At 67.7% G+C, this 4,941-nt stretch carries 5 protein-coding genes; all 5 read left to right on the top strand.

What is annotated here, in order from left to right; genetic code table 11:
- The coding region (locus Q0C81_RS15975; RefSeq protein WP_291840170.1) for a flagellar hook-basal body complex protein at positions 1-1,343 on the top strand (1,343 nt) is incomplete at its 5' end.
- Positions 1,344-1,506: 163 nt separating this feature from the next.
- Positions 1,507-1,791, top strand: coding sequence for a DUF1153 domain-containing protein (locus Q0C81_RS15970; RefSeq protein ID WP_291840167.1), 285 nt, complete (start codon positions 1,507-1,509; stop codon positions 1,789-1,791).
- A 153-nt stretch (positions 1,792-1,944) separates the two neighbouring features.
- Complete coding sequence (gene mnmA, locus Q0C81_RS15965; protein ID WP_291840173.1) at positions 1,945-3,114, top strand: tRNA 2-thiouridine(34) synthase MnmA; 1,170 nt, start codon at positions 1,945-1,947, stop codon at positions 3,112-3,114.
- Entirely contained in the window at positions 3,107-3,691 is a 585-nt protein-coding gene (locus tag Q0C81_RS15960) for a hemerythrin domain-containing protein (RefSeq protein WP_291840164.1), read from the top strand. Before mnmA ends, Q0C81_RS15960 begins: the two co-directional genes overlap by 8 nt.
- A gap of 282 nt (positions 3,692-3,973) precedes the next feature.
- Positions 3,974-4,941: RtcB family protein (locus tag Q0C81_RS15955; protein ID WP_291840160.1), on the top strand; the 968-nt coding region annotated here is incomplete at its 3' end.

Raw genomic sequence — 4,941 nt, 5'->3', positions numbered from 1 at the left:
ATCCTTCGGACCTGTCGCGCCTGCGCTCGATCAACATCGGTTCGGTCGGCGGCACGGCCGAGCCGACCACCCGCGTCCAGATCAACGCCAACCTGCGTTCGACCCAGGACGTGTCGTCGGCCGCCGGCGCCAACGCCTACCCCAACGTCCAGGACGCCGCGGTGCCGCCGGTCGGCCACAACATGTCGGTCTCCTACAAGCGGACCGGCGCCGGCACCTATGATGTGACCATCAAGACCGGCATCACCAACATCACCGGCACGGCGACCTATAACGCCGCGGGCGTCCTGACCGGCTTCACGCCGACGGCCGGCGCCAACGGCTCGGCCACCGCCAGCGCCACGGCGCTGACCATCACCCCGACCAGCGGCACGCCTCCGGTCGCCGGCACGCCCTTCGCCATCAACTTCGCCGACATCGGCATGGCCAACGACGGCATCGCCAAGACCAAGTACGACCCGTCCGTCAACTCGATGGCGATGTACAACGCGGACGACGACAACCCCGTCGGCGTGAAGCCCGACTTCAAGATGAACATCCCGGTTTCGGACTCCAAGGGCGGCCAGCGCAATCTGGAAATCCGCTTCCTGAAGAGCGCCGAGCCGAACCAGTGGTACGCCGAAGTCGTCTCGGTCCCGGCCGGCGACGTCGTCACCGGCGCCCCCTTCTCGAACGGTCAGATCAAGACCGGCCTGATCGCCTTCACCCCCTCGGGCCGCCTCGACGTCGAGACGATGCAGGGCTGGCCGGCGGGCAAGGGTCTGTTCGACGACCCGACCCAGGCCTCGCTCAGCTTCCTGGAATCGGACCCGAACAACACGATCGATCCGAACGACCCGCTGGACAACGGCAAGGTCAAATGGGCCGACGGCCTGGGCATCGCCGCCCAGACGGTGACCCTGGACCTGAACACCTCGGCCGGCGGCCTCAGCCAGCTGAACACCGCCTCGGTGGTGCAGTCGACCGTCACCAACGGCACGGCCTTCGGCAATCTGAGCGAGATCACCATCGATGAAGGCGGCTTCGTCACCGCCATCTTCGACAACGGCGTCATGCGCCGGATCGCCCAGGTCGCGGTCGCCACCTTCCCGAGCCCCGACAGCCTGAAGGAAGTCAGCGGCAACGCCTACTCCGTCAGCCTGGAGTCCGGCACCTTCAACCTGAAGGCCGCGGGCACGGGCGGCGCAGGCACCCTGGCGTCCCAGCAGCTGGAATCCTCGACCGTCGATCTGTCGGCCGAGTTCACCGGCCTGATCACCACCCAGCGCGCCTACTCCGCCTCGTCCAAGATCATCACGACCGCGGATGAGATGCTCGCCGAGTTGATCAACATCAAACGCTGATACGCAGGTAACTGACGGTTAGTCTCAATGAAGACTTCGTTGAATATTGGGGGGGTGGGCGGAAGGGATTTTATCCTTTCCTTCACCACGACGCTTAAACGGCCCTTAGCGGCCGCGCGCTACCTTGCACGCTCAATGGTGGTGGTGAATGAGGCATAAGCCCATGTTGCAAGAGCGACGCCTTAATAATCGAGGCGAACAATACGTGGTCGGACCGACCGGCACGCCGCTTACGCTGCGTGACCTGCCGCCGGCCAATACGGATCGCTGGGTGATCCGTCGCAAGGCCGAGGTCGTCGCCGCCGTACGCGGGGGTCTGATCAGCCTTGAGGACGCGCTGGCCCGCTATCGTCTCACGGCGGAAGAGTTCATCGCCTGGCAGAAGGCGATCGACAAATGGGGCATGCAAGGTCTGCGGACCACGCGCATCCAGCACTATCGCGGATAAGACGTCTCCCCGCGTAACGCCTGCAGCGACCGCCCCGGAAACGGGGCGGTCGTTGTCGTTTCAGGCCCCGGCCTCGAAATTGCACCCCTCATGTACTATCTGGCGCCCATGAGTTTCGCCGAGGACATCTGCCCCGTTCCGAACATCGCCCCCATGGCCTCGCCGCAGGACATGGACGCGGCGATCGAGAGCGCGCGCCTGGCGGTCGGCCTGCCGGTCGGATCGCGCGTGGTGGCGGCCATGTCGGGCGGCGTGGATTCCACCGTCGTCGCGGGCCTGCTGCACAAGGCGGGCTATGACGTCGTAGGCGTGACGCTGCAGCTCTACGACCACGGCGCGGCCCTGAAGAAGAAGGGCGCCTGCTGCGCCGGTCAGGACATCCACGACGCCCGGCTGGCGGCCGAAACCCTGGGCATCCCCCACTACGTCCTCGACTACGAAAGCCGTTTCCGCGACGCCGTGATCGACCAGTTCGCCGACTCCTATCTGGCGGGCCAGACGCCGGTGCCGTGCATCCGCTGCAATCAGACGGTCAAGTTCCGCGACCTGCTGGATGTCGCCCGCGACCTGGGCGCCGAGGCCATGGCCACCGGCCACTATGTCCGCCGCGCCGTCGGCGCCGACGGCCGCGCCCAGATGCGCAAGGCCATCGACCACTCGCGCGACCAGTCCTACTTCCTGTTCGCCACCACGGCGCAGCAGCTGGACTTCCTGCGCTTCCCGCTGGCCGATCTGGAGAAGCCGCAGGTCCGGGGCGTCGCCCTGGAGCTGGGCCTGCGCATCGCCGCCAAGCCGGACAGCCAGGACATCTGCTTCGTCCCCAACGGCGACTACCGTACCCTGATCGACAAGCTGCGCCCGCAGGGCCGCGAGGCCGGCGAGATCGTGCACATGGACGGCCGCGTGCTGGGGAACCACTCGGGCATCACCGACTACACCATCGGTCAACGCCGCGGCCTGAACGTCGCCGTGGGCGAGCCCCTGTTCGTGACCAAGCTGGATCCGGCCAAGCGCCACGTCATCGTCGGCCCGCGCGAGGCCCTGCTGACCGCCTCCCTGACGCTGGACGAGACCAACTGGCTGGGCGACGAGGCCTCCATCGAGGCGGCGGCCGAGGCCGGCGCGCCGGTGCTGGCCCGCGTCCGCTCGACCCGCCCGCCCTCGCCTGCCCGCCTGGCGCTGGTCGACGGCGTCGTCTCGCTGGTGTTCGCCGCGGGCGAGGAAGGCGTCGCCCCCGGCCAGGCTTGCGCCCTGTACGATCCGGCCGATCCCGACCGGCTGCTGGGCGGCGGCTTCATCAAGACGACCGCCGCCGTTGTCTGACCCTTCGGACGACGCCCTCGCCCTGGCCCGCCGCCACGGCCTGCCGGTCGAGATGCTGTACCTGCGAGAGGAATACCCCCGCGACCGCTGGGCCGAACCGGGCCTCGACCAGACCGCCGCCTTCTGGCTGCAGATGCACGGCTCCTTCCGGGGCCATCAGGGTCATATGGACGGCCTGGTCAGCCAGTGGCGGGCGGGCGGCGACATTCGCGTGCTGCACCGTCAGTTGATCCCGGCGCTGCAATCCTTCCTGCAGCACCTGGACGGCCACCACCGGATCGAAAGCGGCCAGTATTTCCCGATGATGCGCGAGATCGAGCCGAAGATCGGCCACGGCATCGACCTTCTGGACCGCGATCACGACGTCATCCACGGCCAGCTCGAAACCCTGTTCCAGTCGGGCCTCGCCTTCCATCAGGCGGTCTCGTCCAACGCCGCCGACGCCGCCGACGCCGCCGACCGGGCCGCGCGGCTGGGCGACGCCATCGACGCGATCGCCCCATCCCTGCTGCGCCATCTGGAGGACGAGGAGGACATCGTCATCCCTCTGATCCAGCTGCGCGGCCTGCCGCACTGAGTTTTTCGGGCTGGCCTTCCGGCGAAGCTTCGGATATCAGCGCCCTCCCGAAAACGAGACGACCCATGTTCGCCTGTTACGCCACCTCGCAGCTGCCCATGCAGCTCGACCGGAATCCGGTCGAGGGCAAGGGCGTGCGCGCGAAGGGTGTCTAGGAGAACGACAGGGCCAGATCGGCTTCGGTTTTCAAGCAACCCCTCCCGCCAACCGGCCGGAGGGGTTTCTTGTATCCGCAAGAGCTCTCCCGCCGGTCCGGAAGGACAACAAGGAAAGGAGAGACCCATGCGCGACTATGACGTGATCGACAGCCCGGGCGCGCCCATCAAGGCGTGGACCCGCGGCGTGCCGATCGAGGACGCCGCGCTCAAGCAGCTGAAGAACGTGGCGTCGCTGCCGTTCATCCACAAACACGTCGCGGTCATGCCCGACGTGCACTGGGGGATGGGCGCGACGGTGGGATCGGTGATCCCGACCGTGGGGGCCATCATCCCGGCCGCCGTGGGCGTGGACATCGGCTGCGGCATGATGGCGGTGCGGACCTCGATCCGCGCCGAACACCTGCCGGACGACCTGTCGGGCATCCGCTCCGCCATCGAGGCGGCCGTCCCGCACGGCCGCACCGACAACGGCGGGCGCAACGACAAGGGCGCCTGGGCCGACGAGCCCCCGGCCTCGGCCATCACCCGCTGGACCGACCTCAAGGCCGGCTACGACGCCGTGGTGGAGAAGCACCCCAAGGCGGCGCACCACCGGGGATTCGGCCACCTGGGCACGCTGGGCACGGGCAACCACTTCATCGAGCTCTGCCTCGACGAGGCGGGGGACGTGTGGGTGATGCTGCACTCCGGCTCTCGGGGCGTGGGCAATCGCTTCGGGACCTACTTCATCGAGCGGGCCAAGCATGAAGCGCGTCGCTGGTTCCTGAACCTGCCGGATCAGGACCTGGCCTACTTCCCGGAAGGGTCGGAGGGGTTCATCGACTACGTCCGGGCGGTGTCGTGGGCGCAGAAGTACGCCCGCGCCAACCGCGAGGTGATGATGGACAGCGTCCTGAACGTGCTGCGCGCGTTCTGGCCGGATCTGGAGACGACGCAGGAAGCGGTGAACTGCCACCACAACTACGTCTCGAAGGAGCGCCACTTCGGCAAGGACGTGTTCCTGACCCGCAAGGGCGCGGTGTCGGCCAAGGCCGGCGAGCTGGGCATCATCCCCGGCTCGATGGGGGCCAAGTCCTTCATCGTGCGCGGCAA

Source organism: Brevundimonas sp., from assembly GCF_023259385.1.
Classification (GTDB): domain Bacteria; phylum Pseudomonadota; class Alphaproteobacteria; order Caulobacterales; family Caulobacteraceae; genus Brevundimonas.
This window is presented reverse-complemented; position numbering and strand designations above follow the sequence as displayed.

What these genes read in the sequence shown, in the direction of transcription:
- mnmA (WP_291840173.1), top strand. Translation starts at nt 1,945, where the DNA reads ATGGCCTCGCCGCAGGACATGGACGCGGCGATCGAGAGCGCGCGCCTG.
- Q0C81_RS15970 (WP_291840167.1), top strand. Translation starts at nt 1,507, where the DNA reads ATGTTGCAAGAGCGACGCCTTAATAATCGAGGCGAACAATACGTGGTC.